Origin of the sequence: Pseudoduganella sp. R-31 (assembly GCF_049913235.1) — a bacterium.
Classification (GTDB): Bacteria; Pseudomonadota; Gammaproteobacteria; order Burkholderiales; family Burkholderiaceae_D; genus Rugamonas.
Genome location: NZ_CP183986.1, coordinates 4327263 through 4352715, shown reverse-complemented (window position 1 = coordinate 4352715; position 25453 = coordinate 4327263). Strand labels below are relative to the sequence as shown.

Sequence of the window (25453 nt, the reverse complement as noted above, 5' to 3'; positions counted from 1 at the left end):
GGAAATCTCGGCGATAATGCGTGACATGCAGCTCAAACACTTACGAACTTTCCTGGCCGTCGCTTCCACCCTCAGTTTCACCAGGGCGGGGCAAAAGGTGCATCTTGCGCAGTCCAGCGTAACAGAGCAGATCCAGGCGCTGGAGGCGGACTTGGGCGTGGCGTTGTTCGAGCGCTCGCAGCGCAAACTGGCGCTGACCGATGCTGGTGCGGCACTGGTGGAGTATGCCGGGGCCATGCTGGCGCTGGCGGCCGATGCCCGGGCTGCTGTGCTTGGCAGTGTGGAAGTGCGGGGCAGGCTCGCAGTCGGCGCGCTGGAAACCTTGTGTGCGCAATGGCTGGCGCCGATCCTGGCAGAATTCCAGGGCCGGCATCCGGCATTGCAGGTTGATTTGCAGGTGGCCGGAACCGGGGCGCTGCGCGATGCGGTGCGGGATGGTTCGCTGGACCTGAGCTTTTCCTTTTCCCCGCCGCCGCCCGACAGCGGCCTGCACAGCGAATGCGTTGCTTCGGACGAACTGGTCCTGCTGGTGCCTGCGGGACACGCGCTTGGCAGTCTCGCCAGCGTTGGGCCGCGGGACGCTGCGCATGAACGCTTTCTCGTGACAGCGCAAGGATGTGTCTACCGCAGCATGTTTGACAGCGCTTTTTCCGCTTCGGGTTGCCAGGTGCCTCAGGTGGCCGGTGAATATGGCAGCCTGGGTGCGATCGTGAATATGGTCCGTGGCGGCTTCGGTTGCGCGTTGATGCCGCGCCTGGCCGTCGCGGGGCAAGGTGCCGGGCTTGCCGCCCTGCCTTGGGAGGGCGGCGCGGCGCGCATCGGCATCCATATGAGCTGGCGGCCAAGCCAACTGCCATTTGCCTTGCGCCAGCTCCTGGATGCGTTTCGGCTAGGGGCTGTTGGGTTACACGAGCCGGTGTCCGCCATCGACGTGCAGCACGCTGCCGGTAGTGAAGCGGTTTCGCATGAGGAAACAGATGGCGTCGGCGATGTCGTCGACGTGGCCGATGCGGCCAACCGGTAATTTGCTGGCCATTCCTTCGAGCATGCCGGCTTTGGCATCGCCTGCGACAAAGTCCCAGATTGGTGAATCGACCCAGCCGGGTGAGACTGCGTTGACGCGGATCGGCGCAAGTTCAACCGCCAGGGCGTAGGCCAGCGAATTGAGGCCGCCATTGATCGCGGCGACGACCGAGCCGCGTGCCGCTGGGCGGCAGTAGGCGATGCCTGTGGTGAAGGTGATGCTGCCGCAAGCGGGCAGCATCGGGGCGCCATGCTTGGCCAACAGGAGCGGGCCTAGCAGCTTGGAGTCCATGGCCTTGCGCATCACCGCGACGTCGATGTCCGGCAAGAGCTGGTAGGCGCCGCCGATGTCAGCGGCGGTGCAGACGATGTGGTCAAGATTGCCGCATTGTGCGAACAGGGCGGCGACCTGGTCTTCCTGGGTGATGTCTGCAACAATGGTTGTCAGCTGCGGCGAGTGCTTCAGTTTTTCCCGTGCCATGGCCAGCTTCGCCTCGGTGCGGCCGATTATCGTCACTGCACAGTCCTCGCGCAGCAGGCGCTCGGCAAGCGCCAGACCCATGCCGGAGCTGCCGCCGGCGATCAATACCCGTTCCATTGAATTCCTCCTTGGTTGTGGACAGGGGCATTGTCGCGGGTGCACTGCGCGAAACGGAAACGGGATTTTACGATGCCTGTTATCGGAATTACCGATGGGCGAGGGCGTCCAGGATGGCGGCCTTGAAGTTGCGGCCGAGGGGGACGAGGGTACCGTTGCGCAGCACCAGTTGACCTTGCTGGTCGACTTTGTCGACCAGCGCCAGGCGCACGGCGGCGCGGCGGTGGCAGCGCACGAATTGGCTGCCCAGGCTGTCCAGCAGGTCGGCCAGGGTCTGGCGCAGCAGCGGTGCACCTTGCGCTGTGTGGAGCATTACGTAGTTGTCGGCGGTCTCGAGCCACTCGATGTCGGCGACGGGCACCACGCGCGTGCCGCCGCGCTCGTTGACCAGCAGTTGCCGCAGCGGCAGGCCGAGGGCGCCGGGCGCGTTCTCGCTTTGCGCGGCGCGGCTGGCGACGCGTTCACGCAGGCGCTGCATGGCGCGCTGCAGGCGCGCGGCGTCGAAGGGCTTCAGCAGGTAGTCGATGGCGTTGGCGTCGAAGGCAGGGACGGCATATTCGTCAAATGCGGTAGCGAAGACCACCAGCGGCGCTGGATGGGGCAGGGAGGCGGCCACCTCCAGCCCGCTTACCTCGGGCATTTGCACGTCCAGGAAGATGGCGTCGGGTGCGAAGGTCCCGACTTTTTCCAGCGCCTCCACGCCATCGCGCGCTTCTTCGATGGCTGTTATGTCCGTCTCATGCGCCAGCATGCGGCGTAGCTTGTCGCGCGCCGGCCGTTCGTCGTCGACGATCAGGATACGCATGGCAGTCTCATCTCCGCGCGCACGCCGGCCGGTTCGAGCTGCACCAGGCGCAGGCTCGCCCGCTCGCCATACAGCGCCTGTAGCCGTTCGCGCAGGTTGCTCACGCCGATGCCTGCACCGCCTGTGGCGCTGCCCGCGGCGTGGGAGGCGAGCATCCCGGCATCGTCGCAGACTGCTAGCACGAGGCTGCCGCCATCCCGTTTTGCGCTGATGGCGATCTTCGTTACGCCGCGCCGCCTTTCGACCGTGTGCTTGAACACGTTCTCCAGCAAGGGCTGCATGCTCATCACCGGTACCAGGCACTCGCCGCAGGCCGCGTCGATATCCCATTCGATCTGTACGCGGTCAACGAAGCGCTCTTCCATCAGGCGGGCATAGCCACGCAGCAGGCGCAGCTCGGTCGGCAAAGGCGCCTGCTGCTGGCCGCTGACATCCAGCGTTGCGCGCAGCACGTCGGCCAATTGCACCAGCGTGGCGTCGGCGCGCTCGACATCGCTGTGCATCAGGGAAGAAATCGTGTTCAGCGCATTGAACAGGAAATGCGGCTGCATCTGCTGCGTGAGCTGGTGCAGCTGCGCCGTGCGCAATTGGGCATTCGCTTGCTCGGCCGCGCGGAAGGACAGCATGCCGAAAGCAATGAGCGTAAAGATCACGACGAAGATCGAGATCTTGATGTTCTCATACAGGAAAGTCTGGCCCCATGGCTCATGTTCATAAGTCATGCCGGCCATGGCATACACGGCGTGGCGGATGCCGAAGGCGAGGGGCGTGAACAGGATCCACCAGGCCGGCAGCCACATGGCTTGCCGCGCCAGCCAGCGCGCCGGCGTGGCGAGCATGCCGTCAAAGCGCCGCGTGGCAAGCCGCTGTGCGGTAAACAGCAGCGTGGCCACCGCCATGGACGACGACTCCCAGAGAAATGGCTGCCACAGCGGGCCGCTGTCGTGGCGCAGGAAATCCTGCACCGCGGTCGCCACCATCATGGCCCAGAACAGCAGCCACGCGGCGAGGAGTGATAGCGTGGCGCGCCGGTTCATTTTTTCTGGTGGCGTGCTTCGACGAGGTCAATCTCGCGCACCAGCTTGCGCGCCGTTTCGTCGGAAATATGGTGGTGGCGCGCCAGGTCGAAAATGGCCTGGCGCTCGGCCACCATGGCGGCCAGGCGCAGTTCGCGCTCGGCGCGGTCCAGTTTGCGGAAGTGCTCCTTGTTCTGGTCTTCCGCCGACCAGGCCACGTTCAGGCGGTATTCGTAGAGTGCAATCACGCGCGCAGCCGCTTGCGGCAGCACGTCGGGATGGTGGGCGTCGGCCAGCGTCAGTTCCGCGCGCTCGATGGCGGCAATCGCCGCCGATGCGGCCTGGCGCCGTGCCATGTCTTCCTGCTGGCGCTCGGCCGGCTCCTCCGGGAAGCGCATGCCGCCCAGCAGGCGCGGCAAGCCGATGCTGGCTGCCAGCAGGGAAATCAGGATCACCGAACTGGCCAACAGGATGGTCAGGTCGCGCGCCGGGAAGGGCTCGCCGTTCGGCAGGAATAGCGGCAAGGTCAGCACGCCGGCCAGGGTGATCGCACCGCGTGCACCGGCCAGCGCGGTTGCCAGCAGCAGCCGCCAGTGTGGCTTGCCGCCTTGCGCCGAGGTGGCGCGGCGGCTGCGGCGGTACAGGGTCACGCGCAGCGTCGCCCACACCCACACGAAGCGCAGCGCAATCAGGCCAAAGCTGATGGCGAAGGCGTACAGCACCAGCCACCAGGGATTGATATGGCCGCTCTGTTCCAGCGATTCGCTGGCGCCGCGCAATATGTCGGGCAACTGCTCGCCGAGCAGCACGAACATGACGCCGTTCAGCGTGAACTGCACCGTGTCCCATACGGCCGTGCGCTGGATGCGCGTTGCTGCCAGGGCCTGGCCGCCCAGCTCCACGTAACTCATGGTGATGCCGGCAGCGACGGCTGCCAGGATGCCCGAGGCGTGCAGGCGCTCGGCGACCAGGTAGGCGCCAAAGGGAATCAGCAGGCTGACCAGGATGGGCGAGCCGGCCGGTTCGCCGTAGCGCATGGTGAGCTGGCCTTGCAGCCATGCGATGGCTGCAGTGACGGCCACGCCGGTCGCGATGCCGGCCGCCGCGAGCCAGACAAAGGTCAGCGAAGCGGTAGTCAAGGAGAAGGTGCCGGTCAGCGCCGCTGCCACGGCAAAGCGGAAGCACACCAGGCCGCTGGCATCGTTCAGCAAGGCTTCGCCTTCCAGGATGTGCATCAGCCGCTTGGGAATCGGGGCGCGCGAGGCAATCGAGCCGACCGCAATCGGATCGGTCGGCGACAGGATGGCGGCCAACGCAAATGCCACCGGCAGCGGCATGGCGGGGATCATCCAGTGGATCATGTAGCCGGCGCCCAGGACGGTGAAGATCACCAGGCCCAAGGCCAGCTCCAGGATCACCACGCGGTCGCGGAACAGGCCCGTGTTCGGAATGCGCCAGCCATCGAGGAACAGCAGCGGCGGAATGAACAGCAGGAAGAACATCTCAGGGTCAAGCTGGATGCCGTGGCCGGACCATGCGGCGATCCCGGCGCCAAGGCCGATCTGTACCAGGGGGAGGGGAATGCCGCCTGACAGCATCCGCTTCACGTAGGCGCTGGCGATCACGGCCAGCAGCATTGCCAAAACTATCTCGATAGAATCCATCCGGACATTATAGGGGCATGCCAAATGAAAAAGAACTTGTCACTCGGGGTAGTCACTGTCATAATAGCGCCTCCTCTGCGGGAATAGCTCAGTTGGTAGAGCGCAACCTTGCCAAGGTTGAGGTCGAGAGTTCGAGACTCTTTTCCCGCTCCAGAATTCTTGAAAGGACGCCATCGCGCGTCCTTTTTTTGTTGTTTCTGCCCCTCATCGCTCCCGGCCCTTAAAAAGGGCCGGTATACTGCCGAAACATTCCATACCAAAGGGAATGCCATTTAAAGCAGACTGGAGCGATCGATGAATTCCGTTCAACAAGAAGTTGACGAGCGCAGTAACCTCACAAACTCCAACAAGTTCGAGCTGCTGTTGTTCCGCCTCGGCGTCGATAGCACCAGCGGCAACTCCGAGCTGTATGGCATCAACGTCTTCAAGATCCGCGAGATCGTGGCGATGCCGACCGTGACCGCCGTTGCCGGTTCGGAGCCGCACATGCTGGGCGTGGTCAACCTGCGCGGACAGATTATTCCAGTGATGGACCTGCCGGGCATCGTCGGCGTCAAGCCGAAGACGGGCCTGAACATCATGCTGGTGACCGAGTTCGCGCGCACCACCCAGGCCTTCGCTGTCGAATCGGTGGACGAGATCGTGCGCCTGGACTGGAGCCAGGTGTTGAGCGCCGAAGGCAGCCACGGCGGCGGCATGGTGACATCCATCGCCCGCGTCGATGGCGACGTGCAGAACACCCGCCTGGCGCAGGTGCTGGACGTGGAAACCATCCTGCGCAACCTGACCCCGAGCGATGGCAAGGATATCGATGAAACCGCGGTGGGCCGCCTGCCGCTGAAGCCGGGCACCTTCATCCTGGCGGCCGACGATTCGGTGGTGGCGCGCAACCTGATCGAGCGCGGCCTGGAAGCCATGCATGCGCCGTTCGTGATGATGAAGACCGGCAAGGAAGCCTGGGACAAGCTGAATCACATCGCCGAGGGCTGCAAGGCGGAAGGCATCGCGGTGGAGGATCGTGTAGCGCTGGTGCTGACCGACCTGGAAATGCCGGAGATGGACGGCTTCACGCTGACCCGCCTGGTGAAGCAGGATGCGCGCTTCTCCAAGATTCCGGTGGTGATCCACTCTTCGCTGTCGGGCAAGACCAACGAAGACCACGTGAAGGGTGTCGGCGCAGACGCTTACGTGGCCAAGTTCGTCGCGGAAGAACTGGCGGAAACCATCCGCCGCGTCCTCACCAAGTGATGTCGCATTAAAGCTCTTTCAGCTGCCGGCTATGGAATTTCACATGGTCGGCAATGAAGCTCGAAATGAAGTAGTAGCCATGATCGTAGCCCGCATGCCGGCGCAGCTCCAAAGGCTGCCCGGCGGCGCGGCACGCATCCTCGAACACTCCCGGATATAACTGCTCGTCAAGGAACTTGTCGGCCAGGCCCTGGTCGATCAGGATGCCGCTGGGGAAGGGCGCTTCGTCCTGCACCGCCATCAGCGCGCTGGCGTCGTGCTGCAGCCAGGTCTCCTTGTCCGGCCCCAGGTATCCTTCGAAAGCCTTCTGTCCCCACGGGCAGCGCACCGGCGCTGCAATCGGCGCGAAAGCCGATACGCTGCGGAACAGGTCCGGCCGGCGCAGGGCCAGCGTCAACGCGCCATGCCCGCCCATCGAATGGCCGAAGATGCCGATGCGCTTCGCATCGACCGGCAATTCATCGATCACCATTTGGCGCAGCTCGTGGATGTAGCTCTCCATGCGGTAATGCCGCGACCACGGCGCTTGCGTTGCGTCGAGATAGAAGCCTGCCCCTTCGCCGAAGTCCCAGCTTGCCGATTCGCCCTCGATGCCGGCGCCGCGCGGGCTGGTGTCCGGTGCAATGAGGACCAGGCCTTCGCGTGCGGCATGCTGCTGCGCGCCGGCCTTGATGGCAAAGGTCTCCTCAGTGCAGGTAAGTCCCGCGAGATAGAACAGCGCGGGCACCGGCCCCTGCGCTGCCTGCGGCGGAATGAAGATGGAGAAGCGCATTGGCAAGCCAATCGTTTCCGACTCATGCCGGTAGAAGCGCTGCACTCCACCGTGGCAAACGTGTTCGCTGATCATGTCCATACGTGGCATTGTAACCAAGATTCGTGTGACACGTTTTTCACAATTGCAATATAGTACGGCTCGGAGGTAAGTCTATGACCGATTTGTTAGTCATCTCTGACGAACTCGCATGGCCTTGCGCCATGCTGCTTGCATGGCTTGCAGGCGAGTTTGTTCACCGTTGGACCAATCTGCCGCGCATCAGTGTGTACGGCCTGGTGGGCTTCCTGCTTGCGCAGGCCATGCCCGATCTTCTCGTGCCGGACGGCAGCAGCCAGGTAACGCTGCTTGCCAATATCGCTTTCGGCCTCATCCTGTTTGAATTTGGTTACCGCATCAATCTGCGCTGGCTGCGCGTCAATCCCTGGATTGCCGTCAGCGGCCTTGCAGAATCGGCGCTCACGTTCGGCGCTGTGTTTGCAATCGCCTACTGGCAGGGCATGCCGCCGTTGACGGCGCTTCTGCTTGCTTCATTGGCGATGTCCACCTCGCCGGCCGGCGTGCTGCGCGTGATCAATGAAGAACGCAGCTCGGGCCAGGTGACGGAGCGCCTGCTGCACCTGGTGGCGATGAACTGCGTGCTTGCGCTGTTCGTGTTCAAGGTTGTCGTTGGATTCTGGGTGTTCCAGACTTCCGGCAGCCTGACGCAAGCGGTGTCGCGCAGCGTGATTGAATTGCTGGCGTCGGCCGTGCTGGGCGCGGTGGCGGGCATGCTGGTGCCTGCGCTGCTGCGCAGCCTCGGCACGCTGGCGCGCGACGGCACCGTGGCCTTTGCCATGGTAGTCGTGCTGCTGGTGTCGATCACCCAGGCGGCCGACCTGTCGCCGGTATTGGCGACACTGACCTTCGGCCTGATGGCGCGCCATCGCCGCGTGACCTTCACGCGCACGCAGCGCAACTTCGGCGCGATCGGCGAGTTGCTGACGGTGCTGCTGTTCGTGTTTGCCGTGTCCACGCTGGACTGGCAGCGCGTGGTGTTTGGTGCCTCGCTCGGCCTGCTGCTGCTGCTGGTGCGCTTTGCCACCAAGACCGTTGCGGTGGCGCTGCTCTCGCACGTCGCCGGCATTTCGTGGCGCAAGGGCGCGCTGATCGGCGTGGCCTTGTCGCCGATGTCCGTGTTCGCGATCCTGCTGCTGGAGCAGACGCGCTACATGGGTATTGTATTGGTTGATGAACTCGCAGCGCTGGCCTCCATGACCCTGTTCATGGAAGTGCTGGGGCCGATCATCACGCAGCGCGCGCTGATCCGCGCGCGCGAAACGGCCAAAGAGGAGGGCTGAGATGCCGTTGGAAGAATTCAAATCGTCGCAGCCATTGACGATGGGCGTCGAACTGGAGCTGCAATTGGTCAGCCTGTCCGACTTCGACCTGACCGCGTCGAGCCCGGACTTGCTGCACCTGCTCGCGCGCAAGCCATTCCCCGGCCACGTCACGCCGGAGATCACCGAGAGCATGATCGAGATCAACAGCGACGTGCACACCAGGCACGGCGAGCTTCTTGCCCAGCTGCGCGAAACGCGCGATACGCTGGTGCGGGCGGCCGACACGCTGAACATCGGCATCTGCGGCGGTGGAACACACCCGTTCCAGCGCTGGTCGGAGCGCAAGATCTTCTCCAAGCCGCGTTTCAAGGAAGTGTCGGCGCTGTATGGCTACCTGGCCAAGCAGTTCACGATTTTCGGCCAGCACGTGCACATCGGCTGCGCCAGCGGCGACGATGCGCTGTACCTGCTGCATTCCCTGAGCCGCTATGTGCCGCACTTCATCGCGCTGTCGGCCTCTTCGCCTTATGTGCAGGGGAACGACACCCTGTTCAATTCCGCGCGCCTGAACAGCGTGTTCGCCTTCCCCATGAGCGGACGCGCGCCGTTCATCCTCAAGTGGGACGAGTTCGAGCACAGCTTCTTCTCGAAGATGGAGCATACGGGCGTGATCAAGTCGATGAAGGACTTCTATTGGGACATCCGGCCCAAGCCCGAATACGGCACCATCGAGCTGCGCGTCTGCGACACGCCGCTGACGGTGGAGCGCGCCGCGGCGCTGGCCTGCTACCTGCAGGCCCTGTGCGCCTACCTGCTGGAACGCAAGGAAGCGCCGCCGGCCGAGGACGACTACCTGGTCTACAACTACAACCGCTTCCAGGCTTGCCGGTTCGGCCTGGATGGCACGGTGGTGCATCCGAAGACCTATGAAAGCCTGTCGCTGCGCGAAGACATCCTGACCACGCTGCGCCGCATGGACTTGCACGCCGAAGCCCTCGGCGGCAGCGCCGCGCTGAACCACCTGATGCAGGTGACGCATATGGGCAGCGACGCCCACTACCTGCGGGCGGAATTCGACTCCTCCGGCAGCGTGGAGGGCGTGGTGGATGCGGCGATTGCGAAGTTCAGGGGGAATTGAGCTTTTTCAGGGTTCTGTTCCCGCGATTGGCCTGGCTTGAGTCCATCGTATAATCAGGCACTACCAGTTAATTCGAATAGCTCATGAGCGATAACAGTGTCCTGGGGATCTACACCTTCGAAGGGATTTTCGAAGGCAAGCCGGTCTATGAATACGCGCACCCGCAAGAGCATGCGCTGCATAAGTGCATGCTCTTCCTGCTGCAGGAAGGCGCCGACGCGCTCTGGGATTCCGCGATCATCGAGGCCGGCAAGTTCGGCTTTGAGGAAGTGGCGATGGATGCCTTCAGTATCTTGCAAACCGAAATGCTGGAGCAGAAGCCTTTCGTTGACCTTCATTCCCACATCGAAGAATCCCTGACCCTGGGCAGCTCGCTGGTCTTCTACGCGGATGCTTGAGCGGTTTTTGCTGGCGGCAGTGCTGGCGGCCTTGCCGCTGGCTGCCGGCGCCTGCAGCTGCGCCATGCCCGATCCGGTCGATGGATCGTTTCCTCACCAATTCGTCCGGCGCTTGCCTGCCAACGCCAAAGGCGCGCTGTTCCTCGCGCCTCCGCCAGGGCCGGTCAGTATTGCCGACTTCCCTTTCGAGAACGCCAGTATCATCAAGGCGCCGCGAATCGAGCTTTCGCCTTCAGCGTTCGACATCAAGGATGGCGCCGGCAAGAAATATCGCGCCCGGGTCACGCCGCTGGAGCTGAGGGGCGACGGCGACATTCCTGCGTCGAAATGGGGCAGCTATTACGCATTCGCCAGCAAGAAAGCGGAAAAGGACTTCGCCGCTGCCCGTGAGAAGCCGGCTCTCGCCGAGCTGCTGAGTGGCGGGCAGGTAAAGGACATCTCGTACACCATGTCCGATGAGCGCCGGCTGTTCCTGATTGCACCCGAGGGCGGCTTCAAGCCCGGCCAGACTTATACCATTTCTTATCGTTCGCCTTTTCCGGGGCGAGGACGCGCGGTGGTGGTCCACGAGATCGCGCCGGATGCGGTGGATACCAAGGGCGCCTACAAACTGGTCCTTGATGGCGCCCCGGTCCGCAGGATGGTCACCTTTGCCCAAGGCGGCAGTTGCAGCGGCGACTATCTGAGCTTGCGGCAGGAATTCCATTTCGAGCCGCCGGAATCGCTCAAGCCCTATCGGGAGGCGTTGACCTATTTGCCGGAAGTCGAAAGCCGGAAAGTGCCCGGGCGATTTCACGACACTGTCATTCATGGCTCGCTTTGCAGCGTGCCCGAGCCGGAGTTGGCGAGGAATACTGGCGGGCGCGGGGGGGCGGTAGTCGGCTGCGAGACAACACGGCCAGTACAGGTGCGCGGCTGGGTAGGCTTTCCCGAGGTTGACGGCAGGTTGCAGCTTGTTGGGCCTGTTCTTGCCCCATTTGGGTCGGCCAAAGGGCGGGCATGCACGGCGGTGGCATTGTTGAATGAGTCGCTGATGGCGGGCGACATGGATAGTGCTGCTTACGCGGCTTGCAATATCGCGAACGATGCAAGCATGAACGAAGTGGGAAATAGCCGGGGAGCCGCACCAAAAATGCCGTCGCTGGCTACGATCGCCCGCCTGATGCAAGTGCATCCTTTGCCCAATTCCTGCGCGACGGATTTGATGGCCGGCTATGCGTGGCAAAAAAACTACCAGGCCCTACAGGCGGTTCATATGTTTGGAGTGATTGGCAGCCGTGAGTTGGCAGATCCCGCAACGCGCATGCAGGGTGTCCTTGACTATAAACGGATGCTGGACGCCACAGTCGATAATCCGCAAGCGACCCAACTGCTTCAGATGCAACTGGAAGCGAAGCTGCCGCAAATTTCCGCGTTACTGGCGGGGGCGCCGCAGCCGGGGCAGACCGGCGACATCCTCGATATCATCGCGCGCATGGGGGATCGAGGGCGGCTCGCAGCGCCGGCGTTGAAGAGGCTGATCCGCCCGGATGAAATATACGCTCGCATCGCGATACGGACAATGGAGAAGGTGGCGCCTGGTGATCCGGAACTGCCCGGGCTGTTGCAGCGCTTCCTTCAAGCGGAACCTGGCGATGAAGCCGCGCTCCTCGCTTATTCGCGGGTCGCCGATACCCGGAACTCCAGGGAAATGCTGATGAAGCTCGTGCCGCACCTGGGTTCCTACGCCGGTGATGTGACTCAGGTGGTGGCCAACTACAAGCCTCATTTGCTGAAGGCTGCAGCCCGGGAGATCGGGCCGGAAAGAATGAAGCCGGTGCTGGAGGTCCTTGCGCGCAAGCCTTTATCGCCCGCCAGGCGCGGCGAACTTCGCGAGCTTGTTGTTGCCATGTCGGCATCGAAGGCGCAAGAGAAGGCGTTGCTGGACTGGCTGGCGGCTCAGCCATAAGTTGCCCTGGACGGGAGGGAGGCGTATCCTTTCCCCCTAGAGGTGCAATATGAAAGCAATTATCGCGATAACAAGCATGGTTTTATGCCAGGCTGCGCTGGCTGCGGGCGGCGCCTTGAAGCCGGCCGACGAGGCTGCCGCCTTCAAGGCGGCGGGCTTCAAAGAACACGGCAAGCACTGGAAGTCCTGCAAGGACGCGAGCGGAAGCTATGTTCCCGGCGCAATCGACAAGGTCCAGGACCTGAATGGGGATGGCCTTCCCGAAGCCATCATCACTGAAGGCAGCACGGCCTGCTTTGGCGATACGGGCGTTGGCTATACCCTGGTCAGCAAGCAAGCCGACGGCAACTGGAAGGTGATGTCGCGCGGCGTTGGCATCTTGCTGGTGCTGGGAGCGCGAGGCAAGGATGGCTGGCCCGACCTGGAAATCGGCGGCCCGGGCTTTTGCTTCCCCGTCGAGCGCTGGAACGGCAGCGAATACAAGGTCGTTGGCAAGCAATACGAAGGCAAGCCCTGCCAGCGCTGACGAGCGGGAAGCGGCCGGCGCAAGCTAGAAGCGCGTTTCGCGGGCGGCGCGCAGGAAGCTGTCGAGGATGCCGGTGCAATCGAGCAGCTCGACGCCGCCGGCGCGGTGGAATTCAGGATGCCATTGCAGCCCCATGACGAAGGGCGCCCGCGTGTAGCGGATCGCTTCGATCATATTGTCCGGGTAGGACAGCGCTTCCACCTGCATATCCTTGCCGAGCGACTTCACCGCCTGGTGGTGGATGGAATTGACCAGCGCGCGCTGCGGCCCCCTTACCATCGCGGGCAGGGAAGAGCCGGGCGGGAAGGTGATCTCATGGCGGTGCCGGTCGTAGTCATCGGACACGTGGGCATGCGCGTCCGGCACGTCGGTCGCAATATCCTGGTAAAGGCTGCCCCCGAACGCGACATTCAACAGCTGGCAGCCGCGGCAGATGCCTAGCACCGGCTTGCCTGCTTCGACGAACTCATGCAGCAGTTCCAGCTCGTACATATCGCGCGCCCGGTCGCCGCTCCATTCGGGCTTGGTCGGCGATTCGGCATAGCTTTGGGGCGACACGTCGGCGCCGCCTTGCAGCACCAGGCCATCGAGGTGCTTGGCATAATCGCGCAGGCGGATATTGGACGGATGCAGCAGGCCTGAGGTATTCACGGTCGGAATCATGAACACCAGCACGTCGCGCGACATCACCCACTGCGCCACCGACTCTTCGAGGTACTGCAGGTTCTTGCTGCGCAGCCCCGTGGCGCCAGGTTCGGGATGGTAGATGCGGGCTGAAACCCCGATGTGCAAAGGCCGCTGGATGATATGCCGCGTGGCGGCGGCAGCCCAGCGCTTGTAGCGCGCCACGATCACGCGTCCCCACAAGGTAAAGATGGTCTCGCCCGGATCAAGGTAGCGCGGCGCATCGCCGGCCCGGCGCCGTTGCCCGCGGTCGCTCTCGCGGCGGTCATGCTGGCGGGGATCGTGTTCGGTCATCCGTTGGCTGCCTCCTTGTCGCCAGTGTCGCACACGCGGCAATTCAAAGTCGCACTACTGGCTCGTCAGCAGTTCCAGCACTTCCTCTTCCGATACCTGGGGGAAGCTGCGGTAATGACGGCTGACCGACATGAAGTTCATCGGCGCGGCGAGATAGACGATGTCATCGGCCAAGGGTGCGATCATTTCCAGGGAATCCGGGGCAGCCACCGGCACGGCGGCGATCAGTTGCTTTGGCTGGCGGGCGCGCGTGGAGCGCAGGGCCGCCGCCATGGTGGAGCCGGTGGCCAGGCCATCGTCGACGATCACGACGGTACGGCCTGCCGGATCGGCTGGCGGACGCTTGCCGCCGTAGGAGGCGCGGCGGCGGCGCATCAGTTCAAGCTGCTCGTGGGTCTGCAGCTCGACCCATTCCATGCTGGTGCGGGTGCGGTTGAAGTAGGGGGCCAGTTCGCGGTTGCCATGCTCGTCGACGGCGCCAACCGCCAGTTCGGGATCAATGGCAGAGGGAATTTTCCGCACCAGCACGACATCGAGCTCGCCTTCGAGGCGATCGGCAATGATGCGCCCCATCGGTACCGCGCCGCGCGGAATGGCAAGGATCAGGGGATGGCTGCCGCGCAGGTGCGCCAGCTTTTCGGCCAGCAGCTCGGCCGCTTGCTTGCGGTCCTTCAGGGGGAGTTCGAGGTCGTCCATGCTAGCCTCCGCCACGCTGCACATACGACAGCATAGCGCGGGAAGGCGGCGGCGTTAAGCCTTGATATCGAGCAGTGTGCCAATTCGCTCGTCGGCGGCCTGGATCACTTTGGCCGACAGGTCGAAGTTGGCCTTGTAGACCAGTGAGTTGGTGATGGAGCTGGCCGGGTCGGTGCCCGATGGGGCGCCGCCGGCATTGGCGGCCGCCGACAGGTCGCGCGCGGCAGTCGAAATGGTGACGCTGGTCCCGCCCGGCGTTTCCTGGAACGTAGCCAGTTGCGGCTGGAAGTTCTGGGTCGCCATATTGGCGACGTTGTGACCTTCCACATCCAGTGCGCGCTGGTTTGCCTGGAGGCCGGACAGGCCGGATTGAAGTGCTGGGATCGTCATGGTCCTAGTTTACATGATTCCATACGGAAATTGCCATTACCTGCCTAAAAAACGGGCACGCCGCGCAACACATGATATGATGATGATCGCAATGATTGAGGCGGGAGGCTGGCCATGAAGATTACCAAGGAAAAAGCAGCGGAAAACCGGCAATTGCTGGTTGAGACGGCCTCCCGGCTATTCCGGGAAAAGGGAATGGACGGGGTCGGCGTGGCAGAGATCAGCAAGGCAGCCGGGCTGACCCACGGCGCCCTGTATGCCCACTTCCCCTCGAAAGACGCGCTGGCGGCCGAGGCCATGCAGTTCAGCACCCGCTCCGCCTACGGCAAGCTGACTGAGCATCCGGTCACGCTGCCACAACTGGTCGATTACTACCTGGCGCCCGAGCAGCGCGACAACCTGGCGCAGGGTTGCCCGCTGGCCGCCGCCGCCAGCGAGGTGGCGCGCCAGGATGCCTCGGTGGGCGCGGGCTATACCGGCGGTGTGCGGCAGATGGCGGACTACATCGAAACCCTGTTGCCGGCCGGGGAGGGCCGGCGGCAACAGGCGCTTGCCATCGTGGCAGCGATGGTAGGCGGCGTCTCAGTGTCGCGAAATGTCTACAAAACCGACCCCAAACTGGCCGATGAAGTGCTGGAATCGGTACGTTCCATGCTCCTGAAGCTGAGCTAATTGCTACGTTTAACGTTTTGGGATTGCTTTCCTGAACTGTGCGCATAAGAATCTGGGTTATTGCCCAAACGCATTGTTCTGGAGAGCATCATTAATTCCCTCATTGCACGTGTCGCTGCCATCCTGCTGGCCTGTGCAAGCCTGCCATTGGCGCAGGCGGGGGAGGCTGCGCTCGATGCGCGCCTGAACGAGCAAGTCATCATGGTGCCGGCTGGCCGCGCGCAGAGCGTGCAGCTGGAGACCACCGTGTTCCGTCCCTCCGGCCCCGGCCCCTTCCCGCTGCTGATCGTCAACCACGGCAAGGCGCCCGGCAACCCCAAGCTGCAGGCGCGCGACCGTTTCATCTACCTGGCCACGGCGTTCGTGCGCCGCGGTTATGCGGTGATGGTGCCGATGCGCACCGGATTCGCCAATTCGACAGGCAAGTTTGTCGAATACGGCTGCAATATGACGGCCAATGGCTATGAGCAGGCTGGCGATATCGCCGACGTGGTGCGATTTGCGCGCAGCCAGCCCTGGGTCGACAATGAACATATCGTGCTGGCCGGCCAGTCCTTCGGCGGACTGGCGAGCATGGCGGCCGCCACGCAAGACCTGCCCGGCGTACGTGGCATCATGAATTTCGCCGGCGGCCTGAAGGTGCACGGGGACTTGTGCAACTGGCAGGGCGCCCTGGTCAAGGCCTTCGGCGAGTACGGCCGCCGCAACAAGCTGCCCAGCATGTGGCTGTACGGCGCCAATGACAGCTACTTCGGCCCGGAACTGGTGGCGCGCATGCACGGCGCCTTCACGGCGGCCGGCGGCAAGGCGGACCTGGTGGCGTATGGCCCGTTCAAGAAGGATGCCCATGGCCTGCTGGGCAACCGCGATGGCGCAGCGATCTGGCTGCCGGAAGTCGAGCGCTTCCTGGCCGCGGTTGGCATGCCGACGCGCGAAGTCTATGCAATTGCCGAACCGCCTGCGCAAAAGGCCACCCATTACGCCGCGCTGGATGACGTGAATGCCGTGCCTTACCTGCCGCAACGCGGCCGCGAACAGTATCGTGAATTCCTGAAGAAGGCCACGCCGCGTGCGTTTGCGATTTCGGCGACGGGATCGTGGGGCTGGGCGGAAGAGGGCGAAAACACCAACGAGAAGGCGCTGGCGGCCTGCCAGGCGGCGAGCAGGGAGCCGTGCCGCCTGTATTCGGTCGACAACGACATCGTCTGGTCGTCGGAGCACGGCACCGCCGGCCGCAACTGATTACGCCAGCGTGAGTCCGGCGGCCAGAGTCAGCGCGGCACTCAGGTAGCCGAGCGGGCGCTGGCCCCAGCGCATGCGGTGGGACATGACGGCGCTGGCGTGGTGCAGATGGACGAAGGCGTAGCTGGCCAGCAGGTTCTGCAGCGCGACCCAGGCATGCATCATGATTGCGGCGCCCAGCAGGGCAATGCCGCCGCCACGCGCGATCGCGCCATCTTCGACGGCGACGGCGATGACCGCACCTTGTGTTATCCCCAGCATCATTCCAAGCATCGCCACCCGCATCAGGCGGGGGTGAAAATACTGGCGCTGCCATTGCGGTACCAGGCTGAACGCATGCAGGACAAGGATGATCGTCAGGCTCAACTGGTACAGGTCCAACATGGACGCCAGCGATTGAAAAATTTCCACGGTTGACCTCCCGTGCTGTGGCATCCTTATACTGACAATAACATGTTCCGCCGCAGGGCTACGCATGATACCCTGAGGTAAGCAACGCCATTTTGCGAGGTGAATCAGGGCATGATTCCTATTGCAGTGCAGGGTGCCAGCCGGGAGAGGAAACGCCAGCTGCCGAAAGGTCGGCAAGTCGATGCTGCTGCGCTGCAGCAGGTGCAGGCTTTGCTGGGCGACTTGCCGCGCAGGCGGGATCTGCTGATCGAATTCCTGCATCTGGTCCAGGATGCCTATGGCTGCCTGTCGGCGGCACACCTGGCGGCCTTGGCATCCGAACTGCGGCTGGCGCAGGTTGAGGTCTTTGAAGTCGCTTCCTTCTACCACCATTTCGATATTGTCCGCGAGGGCGAGCTTGCGCCTCCGGCGCTGACCGTGCGCGTGTGCGACGGCCTGTCGTGCGAGATGGCAGGCGCTGGCGAACTGCTGGCGCGCCTGCCGCAGTTGCTGGGACGGGAAGTGCGGGTCGTGCCGGCGCCTTGCATCGGGCGTTGCGACCAGGCGCCCGCCGTCCTCCTTGGACAGCGCGCGATCGCGCCGGCCAGTTGCGAGGGCGTGTCGGCGGCCGTTCCCAGTGCGGGTGTGGCGGGCGGCCACGCGGCGCAGTCCGCCACAGCGGGCACGGTTGCGGCGACGGAGGCCGGCGCGTTTGCGGTTTTGCGCGAATGCCTGTCGGGCTTGCGCTCCGTCGAGGCTGTGATCGCGGAGCTTGAAGACTCTGGCCTGCGCGGCCTGGGCGGGGCCGGTTTCCCGGCTGGGCGAAAATGGCGCATCGTCAGCAAGGAGCCGGCCCCGCGCCTGATGGCGGTCAATATCGACGAAGGCGAGCCTGGAACCTTCAAGGACCGCTACTACCTCGAGCGCAATCCCCGGCAATTCATCGAAGGCATGCTGATCGCCGCCTGGGCTGCCGGCATCGACGAAATCTATATTTATCTGCGCGATGAATACCATGATTGCCGCAGATTGCTGCAACAGGAGCTGGCGCGGCTCGGTGAAGGAACGCCGCGCATCCATTTGCGGCGCGGCGCCGGCGCCTACATCTGCGGCGAAGAATCGGCGATGATCGAATCGATCGAGGGCAAGCGCGGCATGCCGCGCCTGCGGCCACCCTACGTGGCGCAGGTGGGCCTGTTCGGCCGTCCAACGCTGGAACACAACTTCGAAACCCTGTACTGGGTGCCGGAGATACTGGAAAAAGGGGCCGCGTGGTTCGCCGGCCATGGCCGCAACGGCCGCAAAGGGCTGCGCTCGTTCTCCGTGTCCGGCCGCGTGAAGCAAGCGGGCGTCAAGCTGGCGCCTGCCGGCATCACGGTGCAGGAGCTGATCGACGAATTCTGTGGCGGCATGCAGGACGGGCACCAGCTCTACGCCTACCTGCCGGGCGGAGCATCCGGCGGCATCCTCCCTGCTAGCATGAACGATATCCCGCTCGACTTCGACACGCTGCAGCCCTATGGGTGCTTCATCGGTTCCGCCGCCGTCATCGTGCTGTCGCAACACGATAGCGCGCGGGCCGCGGCAGCCAATATGATGCGCTTCTTCCGTCGCGAATCCTGCGGCCAGTGCACGCCATGCCGTGCCGGCACCGCCAAGGCGGCTGACATGATCGAAGCACCGGTGTGGGACGCAAGCCTGCTCAGGGAACTGTCGCAAGTGATGCGCGATGCATCGATTTGCGGACTTGGCCAGGCCGCCCCCAATCCGGTCGACTGCGTGCTGAACTACTTCCCGCACGAGGTCACGCGATGATCGACTTCGAGCTCAATGGGCGCGCAATGCAGGCGGCGGAAGGCGAAACGCTGCTGCAGGCGGCAAGGCGCGCAGGCATCGAGATTCCGCACCTGTGCTACAAGGACGGCATGGCGCCGGCCGGCAATTGCCGCGCTTGCATGGTGGAGATCGATGGCGAGCGCGTACTGGCGCCATCCTGCTGCCGCCATCCCGTGCAGGGGATGAAGGTGAGCTGCGACAGCCCACGGGCGCGCGCAGCGCAAAAGATGGTGCTGGAACTGCTGCTGGCGGACATGCCGCAACAAACGCATACGCGGCATAACGAAGTCGAACACTGGGCCGCAAGGCTGGCCCTCGGCAAGCCCCGTTTTTCAGCCCGCCTGCAACCCGCCTGCGACCTGACGCACGCCGCGATTGCGGTCAACCTCGACGCCTGCATCCAGTGCACACGCTGCCTGCGTGCCTGCCGCGACGAGCAAATGAATGACGTCATCGGCCTGGCCTGGCGCGGCGACCATGAAAAAGTCGTGTTCGACATGGACGACCCGATGGGCGCCTCCACTTGCGTTGCATGCGGCGAATGTGTGCAAGCCTGCCCGACCGGCGCGCTGATGCCGGCGCGCGAAGCGGCGCTGGCGATGCCGGACAAACGCATCGACTCGGTGTGCCCATACTGCGGCGTGGGCTGCCAGCTCACCTACAACATCAAGGACAACAGGATCCTATACGTGGAAGGCAGAAACGGCCCTGCCAATCAGGGCAGGTTGTGCGTCAAGGGCCGCTACGGCTTCGACTACGCGCATCACCCGCACCGCCTGACCAAGCCGCTGGTGCGGCGCACCGACGCACCGCCAAAATCGGGCGACTTCAGCATGGACCCAGAGCGTGTGCACGACATCTTCCGCGAAACGAGCTGGGACGAAGCGCTGGCGCTGGCCGGCGGCAAGCTGGCCGCCATCCGCGACCGGCACGGCGCGCGTGCGCTGGCCGGCTTCGGCTCCGCCAAGGGCAGCAACGAAGAAGCCTACCTGTTCCAGAAACTGGTGCGCACCGGCTTTGGCAGCAATAATGTCGACCATTGCACGCGGCTGTGCCACGCCTCCTCGGTAGCGGCGCTGCTGGAGGGGATAGGTTCGGGCGCAGTCTCCAATCCGGTCAAGGACGTGATGAAGGCCGAGGTGGTGCTCCTGATCGGCGCCAATCCGGCTGTCAACCACCCCGTGGCGGCGACCTGGATCAAGAACGCCGTGCGGCAAGGCACGAAGCTGGTGGTATGCGACCCGCGCCGCTCCGACCTGTCGCGCATCGCCGACCGCTTCCTGCAATTCAAGCCCGATACCGACGTGGCGCTGCTGAATGCGATGATGAACGTGATCGTGACGGAAGGACTGGTCGACCAGGAATTTATCGCCCGCCGCACCATCGGCTACGAGGAACTGGCGGCAAACGTCGCAGCTTACAGTCCGGAGGCCATGGCGCCGATCTGCGGCATCGAAGCCGGGACGATTCGCGAGGTGGCGCGCATGTACGCCGCTTCCCGCGCCTCGATGATCCTGTGGGGCATGGGCATCTCGCAGCACGTGCACGGCACCGACAATGCACGCTGCCTGATTGCCCTGTCCCTGATGACGGGGCAAATCGGCCGGCCGGGCACCGGCCTGCACCCGCTGCGGGGACAGAACAATGTGCAGGGCGCGTCCGACGCCGGCCTGATTCCCATGATGTACCCGGACTACCAGCGCGTGAGCGAGCCGTCCGCCAGGGCGCGCTTCGAAAGCGCCTGGGGCCTGGCGCCCGGCACCCTGGACGACAAACCCGGCCTGACCGTGGTGGAGGTGATGGACGCCGCCGAGGCAGGCCAGGTCAAGGGTATGTACATCATGGGCGAAAACCCCGCCATGTCCGACCCCGACGCCAACCATGCGCGGGCGGCGCTGGCGTCGCTGGAGCACCTCGTAGTACAGGACATCTTCCTCACCGAGACAGCCTGCCTGGCCGACGTGATCCTGCCCGCCAGCGCCTTCCCGGAAAAGACCGGCAGTTTCACCAACACCGACCGCCTGGTGCAGATCGGCCGGCAGGCGCTGGACCCGCCGGGCGAGGCACAGCAGGATTTATGGATCATCCAGCAGCTTGCGCAGCGCCTCGGGCTGGACTGGCACTACGGCTCTGCAGCCGACGTGTTTGCGGAAATGCGGCAAGTGATGCCAAGCATCGCAGGCATTACGTGGGAACGGCTCGAGCGCGAGCACGCGGTGACCTATCCCTGCCATGCGGAGGGCGATCCAGGCACGCCGGTGGTATTTACAGAGGATTTCCCGCGCGAGTCCGGCCGGGCTCGTTTTGTCCCGGCCGATATCATCCCCGCGGATGAAAGACCCAGCGCCGCGTACCCGATGGTCCTGATCACCGGCCGCCAGCTCGAACACTGGCACACCGGCAGCATGACGCGCCGCACGGCGGTGCTCGATGCCATCGAACCGGACCCGGTGGCCATGGTGCATCCGCTTGACCTGGCGGCGCTTGGCGGCACGCCGGGCGACGTGGTGACCATCGCCTCGCGGCGGGGCCAGGTTTCGCTGTATGCGCGAGCCGACGACAGTTCCCCGCGCGGCGCAGTGTTCGTACCGTTCTGCTATTACGAAGCCGCCATCAACAAGCTGACCAATCCGGCGCTCGACCCGTTTGGCAAGATCCCCGAATTCAAGTACTGTGCAGTCAAGGTCACGCTGGGCGGCACGGTCGGCGCCCAGTCCAGTTTTGGCGGCGGCAAGGCAATGGAGGCAGCAGGCGCATGAGACTACCGGAGATGACACAGGCCAGCGTGCCGCTGACGCAGGAAGTGGAAGCGATCGACGAAAAAGGACGCCGCTCGCTGATCCACATACCCGCCGAGCGCCCGCTGACGGTGTACGTAGACAAGCGCGAGCTGGTCACCCTGATGACGCTGGGCGGCGCCCCCGAAGCCCTGGTGCTCGGCTACCTGCGCAACCAGCGCCTGGTACGATCAGTGGAAGATGTCGAATCCATCCACGTCGACTGGTCGGTCGGCGCCGCAGCGGTCAGGACGCGCGCAGGCATCGCCGGTATCGAAGAGCGCACAGCGCGCAAGGTGGTGACCACCGGATGCGGCCAGGGATCCGTGTTCGGCGACCTGATGGACGAAGTGGACGACATCGTCCTGCCGCCCGCTGCACGCCTGAAGCAATCGGGCGTATACCGGATAGTCGAAACGATCCGCACGCTGCAGTCGATCTACAAGCAGGCCGGCTCGGTGCACGGCTGCGCCCTGTTCACGCAAGGCGGCGAACTCCTGTATTTTGTCGAAGACGTCGGCCGCCACAATGCGGTCGACTCCATTGCCGGCAAGATGTGGCTGGACGGGATGGAGGGCAGCGACAAGGTGTTCTACACGACCGGCCGCCTGACCTCCGAAATGGTGATCAAGGGCGCGCAAATGTCGATCCCCTTCCTGCTATCGCGCTCCGGCACCACCCAGATGGGCCACAGCGTCGCCACCCGCCTCGGCATGACCCTGCTGGCCCGTTGCACCGGACGCCACTACCTGCTGCTGACCTCACCGCAGCGCCTGATCCCCGAACCCGAGTTGGCCGACCTACCGCCGCGCCCGTGTCACACCCTGGGGTCACACCCTCAGAGTGACACAGCCTCAGCCGAGCCCACAGCCGAGCCCGTGTCACCTTTGGGGTGTGACCCCATGGTGGGACACGGGCTCGGCCGGGAGGCGTGATGGGGCTGATGGAAGCGGTGCGGGGGGCGTTCGGGCTGCTGTTCAATGGCGATCCTGTGCTGTGGGGGATCGTCTGGGTTTCGCTCAGTACCAGCGTACTCGGCTTGCTGCTGGCGGCGCCCTTCGCCGTGATCGGGGGCTATGCGATTGCGATGACGCAGTTTCGCGGCCGGCGTGTGGTGATCTGGCTGGTGCAGGCGGCTTTGTCGCTGCCGACGGTGCTGATCGGCCTGCTCCTCTACATGATGCTGTCCCGCCACGGTCCGATGGGCAGCTTGCAGTGGCTGTTTTCGCAGCCGGGCATCGTGGCGGGGCAGGTCGTCATTGCGCTGCCGGTGCTGCTGGCTTTCACGCTGGCGGCGGTGCAGGCGGCCGATCCGCGTTTTGCGGAAACCGCCATCGCACACGGGGCTTCGCCATGGCGCGTCATGGGGACGCTGCTGTATGAGGTCCGCTTCGGCGTGATGGCGGCGATCATCAGCGGCTTCGGGCGAGTGATTTCGGAAGTCGGCTGCGCCATGATGGTGGGAGGGAATATCGCCGGCGAAACGCGCACCATCACCACCGCCATTGCGCTTGAAACCAGCAAGGGCGAATTCGCCCAGGGCATCGCACTGGGCGTGGTGCTGGTCACCATCGCGTTGGCGATGAATGGCGCGATGATGGTGCTGCAGGGCGATGCCCATGCCGCCAGGGGCCGGGGATGACGCCCATGCTGTCGATCGCCCGCCTGACCAAACGCTATGGTGAAAAAATGCTGTTCGACCTGCGTGATTTCAGGCTTGATGCGGCGCGGGCCTACGTCCTGACCGGAGTGAACGGCGCCGGCAAGAGCACGCTGCTGCGCGTGCTGGCCGGCCTGGCGCCGGCTGATGCGGATGGCGTGCATTTTGCGGGCAAGGCGGTGATGCTGTCTCCTTACCCTGCTGCCTTGCGACGCGAGATCGTCTATGTGCACCAGCATCCGGTGATGTTCTCGACCAGCGTGGCGGGAAATATCGGCTTCGGCCTGAAGGCGCGCGGCATGGCGCGCGCCGAGGCTGCAAGCATGGTGGAGGAGGCGATGCATTGGGCGGGGGTGCAGCATTTGCGCGGCAGCCGGCCGGCCACGCTGTCCGGCGGCGAGAAGCAGCGGGTGGCGCTGGCCCGTGCCAAGGTGCTGCATCCGCGCCTGTTGCTGCTCGATGAACCGACTGCCAGCCTCGATGGCGAGGCGCGCGAGCAGGTATTGGCCTTGATCCCGTCGCTGACCCAGTCGGGCAGCACCGTTGTCATGGCCTGCCACGACCGTGACTTGATCAACCTGCCGGATGTGCGGCGCCTGAAGCTGCGCGATGGACAACTTGAGGAGAAGTGAATGAAACGCAGGCTGCTGCTCACCTTTGCCGCTGCATTTGCGCTGTCCGGCAGCGCCTTTGCCCAGCAGGTCATCCGGCTGTCCACCACGACCAGCACCGAAAATTCTGGCTTGCTGGCCTTCCTGCTGCCGGCCTTCGAAGCCAGGACCGGCAGCAAGGTCCATGTGATTTCGGTGGGCACCGGCAAGGCGCTCGAACTGTCGAAAAACGGCGACGTGGACGTGACCTTGGTGCATGCACGCGCGGCGGAAGACAAGTTCGTGGCAGAAGGCTGGGGCATTGACCGGCGCGACGTGATGTATAACGACTTCATCGTGGTCGGCCCATCCAGCGATCCGTCGGGTATCAAAGGCGGCAGGGATGTGCTGGCCGCGTTCCGCAAGCTGGCGGGCGGTCCGGCGAAGTTCATTTCGCGCGGCGACAATTCCGGCACCGATATCATGGAAAAGGCTTACTGGAAGCAGGTGGGCACGCAGCCTGCAGGCGCGCAGTACGTTTCGGCTGGCCTGGGCATGGGCGAGGTGTTGAACATGGCGGCCGAGATGGGCGGCTATACCCTGACCGACCGCGCTACCTATGCTGCGTACCAGGCCAGGACCAGCCTGGCGTTGATGGTGGAGGGCGACCAGCGCATGTTCAACCCTTACGGTATTATCGCGACCAACCCGGCGAGGCATCCCGGCGTGAACTACAAGGGCGCGCGCCAGCTGATCGACTGGATCACGTCGCCGGAAGGGCAGGCCAGGATTGCGCAGTTCCGTCCAGGCGGCCAGCAGTTGTTCTTCCCAAGCGCCAGGCCTGATTAGGCGCGCTGCAGCCAGGCGAGCAGGGCGTCGGCCACGGCGCCCGGATTCTCGCGCTGAGGAAAGTGGCCGACGCCGGCCAGCAGCGCGCGGTGATACGGCCCGCTGAACAGGTGCGCCTTGTGCTCCGAGGTCTGCGGACTGTTGGCGCCATCTTCCGTGCCGTGCAGGGTGAGCGTCGGCACGCTGATCATGGATTCGTGCCGCAGCCGCTCTTCCTGCAAGGCGTAGTGAGGGTCGGGCAGGGCGAGACCCCAGCGGTGACGGTAGGAGTGCAGCGTGACGTCCACCCAGTCCGGATTGTCCCAGGCATGCATGGCGTCGTGGAACACGCCTTCGCCGAAATGCCATGAAGGCGACCAGGTGCGCCAAAGCAGCAGGGCGAATTCGCGCCGGTCCTTGCGCAGCGCTTCGGCGCCGCGATCGGTTGCCATATACCAGTGGTACCAGTAATTGCGCGCCTGGTGCAAGCTGAGGGCCTGGCCAGGGTCATTGGTGCCCCAGCCGACCGACAAGGCCATGCAGCGCATCACGCGTTCCGGCGCCAGCAAGGCGGCGTTGTAGGCGGCGCGCGCGCCCCAGTCGTGGCCGATGACATTGAATCGTTCGATGCCCAGCGCCGTGGCGAAGTCCAGCAGGTCTTGCGCAAGGGCGCTTAGCTGGCCGCTGCGCGGCGTGGCCGGATCGAGGAAGCGGGTTTCGCCGAAGCCGCGCAGGCTGGGCACGATCAGCCGGTAGCCGGAGCCTGCAAGGAAGGGCAGCACGCCATCCCAGGTGTGCATATCATCCGGCCAGCCATGCAGCAGGATGATCGGTTCCCCCTGCAGGTCGCCATGCTGGCGAAAGGCAATGCGCAAGCGGTCGGTGTTCACGTATTCCATGTTGACTCCTGGCTGGCGAAGCGTGCCCTCAGGATTA

25 protein-coding genes and 1 tRNA gene are annotated in these 25453 nt (G+C 64.2%); 16 read left to right on the top strand and 10 right to left on the bottom strand.

The annotated features are described in order from the left end of the window. Window positions 1-25 precede the first annotated feature (25 nt). Window positions 26-1024, top strand: a complete 999-nt coding sequence (locus ACN9MY_RS19655) for a LysR family transcriptional regulator (protein ID WP_426336009.1) — start codon at window positions 26-28, stop codon at window positions 1022-1024. Here the strand turns inward: ACN9MY_RS19655 and ACN9MY_RS19650 are convergent. The 4 genes from ACN9MY_RS19650 to ACN9MY_RS19635 all read right to left on the bottom strand — a co-directional run bounded on the left by ACN9MY_RS19650 (window position 905) and on the right by ACN9MY_RS19635 (window position 5106). Beyond that, a complete protein-coding gene (locus tag ACN9MY_RS19650) occupies window positions 905-1621 on the bottom strand; it encodes an SDR family oxidoreductase (RefSeq protein WP_426336008.1) in 717 nt (238 codons plus the stop codon). The genes ACN9MY_RS19655 and ACN9MY_RS19650 overlap by 120 nt on opposite strands. 88 nt (window positions 1622-1709) lie before the next feature. Beyond that, window positions 1710-2426: a LytR/AlgR family response regulator transcription factor gene (locus tag ACN9MY_RS19645; protein ID WP_426336007.1), complete on the bottom strand. Its 717-nt coding sequence runs from the start codon at window positions 2424-2426 to the stop codon at window positions 1710-1712. Further along, window positions 2414-3463: a sensor histidine kinase gene (locus ACN9MY_RS19640; protein ID WP_426336006.1), complete on the bottom strand. Its 1050-nt coding sequence runs from the start codon at window positions 3461-3463 to the stop codon at window positions 2414-2416. The genes ACN9MY_RS19645 and ACN9MY_RS19640 overlap by 13 nt, the downstream gene beginning before the upstream one ends. Continuing rightward, window positions 3460-5106 (bottom strand): Na+/H+ antiporter, encoded by a 1647-nt coding sequence (locus ACN9MY_RS19635; RefSeq protein WP_426336005.1) that lies wholly within the window; start codon window positions 5104-5106, stop codon window positions 3460-3462. The genes ACN9MY_RS19640 and ACN9MY_RS19635 overlap by 4 nt, the downstream gene beginning before the upstream one ends. Before the next feature lie 77 nt (window positions 5107-5183). Here ACN9MY_RS19635 and ACN9MY_RS19630 point away from each other — a divergent pair. Both ACN9MY_RS19630 and ACN9MY_RS19625 read left to right on the top strand, forming a co-directional pair. Then, a tRNA-Gly gene (locus ACN9MY_RS19630) sits at window positions 5184-5259 on the top strand. A gap of 141 nt (window positions 5260-5400) precedes the next feature. Next, window positions 5401-6354 carry a chemotaxis protein gene (locus tag ACN9MY_RS19625; protein WP_426162191.1) on the top strand — a complete coding sequence of 318 codons (954 nt, stop codon included), beginning with the start codon at window positions 5401-5403 and terminating at the stop codon, window positions 6352-6354. Window positions 6355-6361: 7 nt separating this feature from the next. Here the strand turns inward: ACN9MY_RS19625 and fghA are convergent, their stop codons facing one another. Then, window positions 6362-7216, bottom strand: a complete 855-nt coding sequence (gene fghA / locus ACN9MY_RS19620; RefSeq protein WP_426162190.1) for an S-formylglutathione hydrolase — start codon at window positions 7214-7216, stop codon at window positions 6362-6364. Between the two features lie 65 nt (window positions 7217-7281). On the opposite strand from fghA, the gene ACN9MY_RS19615 reads away from it, so the two are divergent. The 5 genes from ACN9MY_RS19615 (at window position 7282) to ACN9MY_RS19595 (ending at window position 12458) form a co-directional block, all read left to right on the top strand. Next, window positions 7282-8466: a cation:proton antiporter gene (locus tag ACN9MY_RS19615; RefSeq protein WP_426162189.1), complete on the top strand. Its 1185-nt coding sequence runs from the start codon at window positions 7282-7284 to the stop codon at window positions 8464-8466. A gap of 1 nt (window position 8467) precedes the next feature. Further along, window positions 8468-9586, top strand: coding sequence for a YbdK family carboxylate-amine ligase (locus ACN9MY_RS19610; protein WP_426162187.1), 1119 nt, complete (start codon window positions 8468-8470; stop codon window positions 9584-9586). A gap of 83 nt (window positions 9587-9669) precedes the next feature. Then, the gene (locus ACN9MY_RS19605; protein WP_426162186.1) at window positions 9670-9984 is read left to right on the top strand and encodes a hypothetical protein; all 315 of its coding nucleotides are present in this window, start codon (window positions 9670-9672) and stop codon (window positions 9982-9984) included. 7 nt (window positions 9985-9991) lie between these two features. Beyond that, complete coding sequence (locus ACN9MY_RS19600; protein WP_426162185.1) at window positions 9992-11932, top strand: hypothetical protein; 1941 nt, start codon at window positions 9992-9994, stop codon at window positions 11930-11932. A gap of 49 nt (window positions 11933-11981) precedes the next feature. Next, a complete protein-coding gene (locus ACN9MY_RS19595) occupies window positions 11982-12458 on the top strand; it encodes a hypothetical protein (protein WP_426162184.1) in 477 nt (158 codons plus the stop codon). Window positions 12459-12482: 24 nt separating this feature from the next. Here the strand turns inward: ACN9MY_RS19595 and ACN9MY_RS19590 are convergent, their stop codons facing one another. Genes ACN9MY_RS19590 through ACN9MY_RS19580 form a run of 3 tightly spaced genes read right to left on the bottom strand, consistent with a single transcriptional unit; the run spans window position 12483 to window position 14522 of the window. Continuing rightward, on the bottom strand, window positions 12483-13436 hold the full coding sequence (locus ACN9MY_RS19590) for a gamma-glutamyl-gamma-aminobutyrate hydrolase family protein (protein ID WP_426162183.1): 954 nt from the start codon (window positions 13434-13436) through the stop codon (window positions 12483-12485). Between the two features lie 54 nt (window positions 13437-13490). Beyond that, window positions 13491-14132: a phosphoribosyltransferase gene (locus ACN9MY_RS19585; RefSeq protein ID WP_426336004.1), complete on the bottom strand. Its 642-nt coding sequence runs from the start codon at window positions 14130-14132 to the stop codon at window positions 13491-13493. A gap of 54 nt (window positions 14133-14186) precedes the next feature. Next, window positions 14187-14522, bottom strand: a complete 336-nt coding sequence (locus tag ACN9MY_RS19580; RefSeq protein WP_426318363.1) for a flagellar basal body protein — start codon at window positions 14520-14522, stop codon at window positions 14187-14189. A 114-nt stretch (window positions 14523-14636) separates the two neighbouring features. Between ACN9MY_RS19580 and ACN9MY_RS19575 the strand changes: the two genes are divergently transcribed. Both ACN9MY_RS19575 and ACN9MY_RS19570 read left to right on the top strand, forming a co-directional pair. Next, window positions 14637-15194: a TetR/AcrR family transcriptional regulator gene (locus ACN9MY_RS19575; protein ID WP_426318362.1), complete on the top strand. Its 558-nt coding sequence runs from the start codon at window positions 14637-14639 to the stop codon at window positions 15192-15194. A 201-nt stretch (window positions 15195-15395) separates the two neighbouring features. Next, on the top strand, window positions 15396-16436 hold the full coding sequence (locus ACN9MY_RS19570) for a dienelactone hydrolase family protein (protein WP_426323801.1): 1041 nt from the start codon (window positions 15396-15398) through the stop codon (window positions 16434-16436). Here the strand turns inward: ACN9MY_RS19570 and ACN9MY_RS19565 are convergent, their stop codons facing one another. Then, the gene (locus ACN9MY_RS19565) at window positions 16437-16847 is read right to left on the bottom strand and encodes a hypothetical protein (RefSeq protein WP_426318361.1); all 411 of its coding nucleotides are present in this window, start codon (window positions 16845-16847) and stop codon (window positions 16437-16439) included. Between the two features lie 99 nt (window positions 16848-16946). Here ACN9MY_RS19565 and ACN9MY_RS19560 point away from each other — a divergent pair, with 99 nt between their 5' ends. Genes ACN9MY_RS19560 through ACN9MY_RS19535 form a run of 6 tightly spaced genes read left to right on the top strand, consistent with a single transcriptional unit; the run spans window position 16947 to window position 24538 of the window. Further along, the gene (locus tag ACN9MY_RS19560; protein WP_426336003.1) at window positions 16947-18641 is read left to right on the top strand and encodes an NADH-ubiquinone oxidoreductase-F iron-sulfur binding region domain-containing protein; all 1695 of its coding nucleotides are present in this window, start codon (window positions 16947-16949) and stop codon (window positions 18639-18641) included. Continuing rightward, a complete protein-coding gene (gene fdhF / locus ACN9MY_RS19555) occupies window positions 18638-21421 on the top strand; it encodes a formate dehydrogenase subunit alpha (RefSeq protein ID WP_426336002.1) in 2784 nt (927 codons plus the stop codon). The genes ACN9MY_RS19560 and fdhF overlap by 4 nt, the downstream gene beginning before the upstream one ends. Next, a complete protein-coding gene (locus ACN9MY_RS19550) occupies window positions 21418-22374 on the top strand; it encodes a formate dehydrogenase accessory sulfurtransferase FdhD (RefSeq protein ID WP_426318358.1) in 957 nt (318 codons plus the stop codon). The genes fdhF and ACN9MY_RS19550 overlap by 4 nt, the downstream gene beginning before the upstream one ends. Next, entirely contained in the window at window positions 22374-23081 is a 708-nt protein-coding gene (locus ACN9MY_RS19545; RefSeq protein ID WP_426162174.1) for an ABC transporter permease, read from the top strand. The genes ACN9MY_RS19550 and ACN9MY_RS19545 overlap by 1 nt, the downstream gene beginning before the upstream one ends. After that, window positions 23078-23731 (top strand): energy-coupling factor ABC transporter ATP-binding protein, encoded by a 654-nt coding sequence (locus ACN9MY_RS19540; protein WP_426162172.1) that lies wholly within the window; start codon window positions 23078-23080, stop codon window positions 23729-23731. The genes ACN9MY_RS19545 and ACN9MY_RS19540 overlap by 4 nt, the downstream gene beginning before the upstream one ends. Beyond that, window positions 23732-24538 carry a substrate-binding domain-containing protein gene (locus ACN9MY_RS19535; RefSeq protein WP_426318357.1) on the top strand — a complete coding sequence of 269 codons (807 nt, stop codon included), beginning with the start codon at window positions 23732-23734 and terminating at the stop codon, window positions 24536-24538. Here the strand turns inward: ACN9MY_RS19535 and ACN9MY_RS19530 are convergent. Beyond that, window positions 24535-25416 carry an alpha/beta fold hydrolase gene (locus tag ACN9MY_RS19530; protein WP_426336001.1) on the bottom strand — a complete coding sequence of 294 codons (882 nt, stop codon included), beginning with the start codon at window positions 25414-25416 and terminating at the stop codon, window positions 24535-24537. The two genes, ACN9MY_RS19535 and ACN9MY_RS19530, sit on opposite strands and share 4 nt — an antisense overlap. Window positions 25417-25453: the final 37 nt, after the last annotated feature.